6 protein-coding genes are annotated in these 2335 nt (G+C 39.9%); all 6 read right to left on the bottom strand.

Going from position 1 to position 2335, the window contains the following annotated elements; translation table 11 throughout:
• Positions 1–123, bottom strand: a 123-nt coding sequence (locus IV71_RS08390; protein ID WP_234781184.1) for an RNA polymerase sigma factor, incomplete at its 3' end; no start/stop codon positions are given.
• Between the two features lie 59 nt (positions 124–182).
• On the bottom strand, positions 183–365 hold the full coding sequence (locus tag IV71_RS07100) for a hypothetical protein (protein WP_010691907.1): 183 nt from the start codon (positions 363–365) through the stop codon (positions 183–185).
• Positions 366–520: 155 nt separating this feature from the next.
• Positions 521–775 (bottom strand): hypothetical protein, encoded by a 255-nt coding sequence (locus tag IV71_RS07095; protein ID WP_010691908.1) that lies wholly within the window; start codon positions 773–775, stop codon positions 521–523.
• Positions 776–925, bottom strand: coding sequence for a hypothetical protein (locus IV71_RS08280; protein WP_010691909.1), 150 nt, complete (start codon positions 923–925; stop codon positions 776–778).
• Positions 926–1721: 796 nt separating this feature from the next.
• On the bottom strand, positions 1722–2153 hold the full coding sequence (locus tag IV71_RS07090; protein WP_010691910.1) for a DUF722 domain-containing protein: 432 nt from the start codon (positions 2151–2153) through the stop codon (positions 1722–1724).
• Between the two features lie 13 nt (positions 2154–2166).
• On the bottom strand, positions 2167–2274 hold the full coding sequence (locus tag IV71_RS08580) for a RusA family crossover junction endodeoxyribonuclease (protein ID WP_234781183.1): 108 nt from the start codon (positions 2272–2274) through the stop codon (positions 2167–2169).
• Between the last annotated feature and the right edge of the window lie 61 nt (positions 2275–2335).

Raw genomic sequence — 2335 nt, 5'->3', positions numbered from 1 at the left:
TTTATTCCAGTGTCTCGTTTTCCACGACTTAACTGTATTTAAAGTTACTCCGTACTTCTCTGCAATTTCCTTATACTTCATTCCAGCTAAGTAGTCTTGCTTAGCTTCATCACGTTTTGTCATGTCATTGTAGATCCTCCTTTCATATTGATATATGTACTAAAAAAGGTAGCCTAATCCACCTAAATTATTTCGTATGTCTGCTTGAATATATCCGGTTTCAGGGGCCAGCATTCTACTTGAATACCAGTGATGATATAATCACCAATTTCAGCCTTCATCGTTCCTTCTAGCGTTTCAATATATTCAACTTGTTCAGCAATACGTGCCATACAGACGACTGGCTTTTTTCTGACCTTGAACATGGTCCACTTTCCTTCATTAACCATCTATACAAATAAAAAACGCCGATAAAAACCAGAATTGAGACTATCAACAACGCTACTTCATATTGATATATGATCGTCTTATTCTCTGATAACCATTGAGTAACGTTTTCAATTGTATCGTTTACCATTTTTTACCTCCCAATAAAAATAGGAACAAAAACTGGGTAATCATTACTATCTTTTGATTTATTTGGATTAATGGCACACCCAATTAATACAAGAACAATACCGACTAAACAAAAAGCTAGTGAAATATAAGCTATCGGTTCAAAGTCACAAATGACACTGTTTGAAAAATAGTCTAATATCATAGAAATTAATAATACTAACAAGGCGATAATAGCAATCACCCCACCAGCAATAACCAGTAAATCGCACATTTTCATCTATAGCGTCACTCCGAACCACAGAATTTTAGCGCCAATAATCATGACACCAGTTGCTCCGACAATTAGACCAGCTAATACCATGTACGCCACCGCATTAGCCGTGTACACCATTGCCTTGGTAACCTTAAATTTCAAATGATCTTTCATTCTCCACCTCCAAAAAACAACCTGGCAATCAAACACATAAAAAAAACGACCAAAACGGGTGCGCTACAATAAAGTCCATATTTCCTTCAAATAAAAAGACCATTTCCATTTTGGAAACAGTCATATGTACACAAATAGGGAGCAAGTATCTACAATGCATTAATACGAGAATCCCAGATTTTTGTGTTGACCGTCAGGCGTCACGGTCGAGACATACAATAGTGTACAAAGCCCAACTATCAGGCGTGTTTGTCAGCCCACACGTTGATTACGTGTTTACCGGGTCAGCACCCGAAGTCTGACAAGAATGAGAAGTACAAGGCCCTTCGTCATGGCACGTATGTACGCAGGTAGCGACCCTGCCTACCGCCTCAAACCCAAACAAACGGATTAGCTCTTCCGGATAGAGCGTTTTTTATCAATACGACTTACTTGCTCTGCGCTTAATTGGAATATGTACCGCAACCAAAACCGCCAGGAAATGGTCACATATGCTCGCTCTTAGTTGATAAGTCAACTAGTCATCGCAAGCTAAGAACAACACGGGTACTGCCCCCGTAACGATATTTCTAACCGTGGCGTTGATTTAACAACCGCTTGCAGGCAACCACGGGCCACTTGGCTTTGTTCACAACGGGAACGAGCTAACCAATGAGATAAATTGAAAGGTAAGCACTCATGACAAGACACCATTTGGAGATGGCCGCTCATTCCCTTGGCTATTTGAATTAACCACAATATCATTTTACAACGCTTTTTAAGCCAAAAAGTGCAATAAAAGTGAAGTCTTTTGACCCTACAAAGTTTTCCACAGGAAGGATGGGTCCCAGTACGCTCCTTCTGAGAATTCTTGTTTGATTCGCTTCAAGTCGTTGTAACACTGACGCTTTGACTTGTAGAGTTCTTTGGCCACTTTATCCCAACTATAAGGTTTGCGACGGTATCTCATTTGTAATAACTGCTGCTCATGTGGTGTCAACGTCAACATGAATTGATTGACATTCCATAGATCCTTTTTCCACTGTGCAACATTCCAGTCATCAGATTTTCTAATAATCCGATTTTCAATGCCGTTTTTGGCAACGTTAACGTTTTGAATGCGTCCGCCACCATAGTTTTCATCAGCACAACCAGTATCTTCCTCTAATTTTCTGATTCGACACTTGATTAGTGAATCAATCTTACCTGAGATACATGCCTTAAAATATCGGTCAATTTCATCCGCCAAATCTATCACCCCCTTAATACTGATTATCGTTAATCTTGCTTACCTCAATGACAATCTTCTCTTCGTCGCTAAATCGCTTCTTAGCGTTAATGTCACATAGCATGGCGTCGTCCTTCCACAGAATGCCGTTTAAGGCGTCCTCGGTACTCTTAATGTAGTTGCTAAGGTCTGGCTTCTTAAAG

The organism is Fructobacillus fructosus KCTC 3544, assembly GCF_001438695.1.
In the GTDB taxonomy this organism is placed as follows: Bacteria; Bacillota; Bacilli; order Lactobacillales; family Lactobacillaceae; genus Fructobacillus; species Fructobacillus fructosus.
The sequence above is the reverse complement of the archived record's forward strand: the minus strand, read 5'-3'. Positions and strand labels throughout refer to the sequence as shown.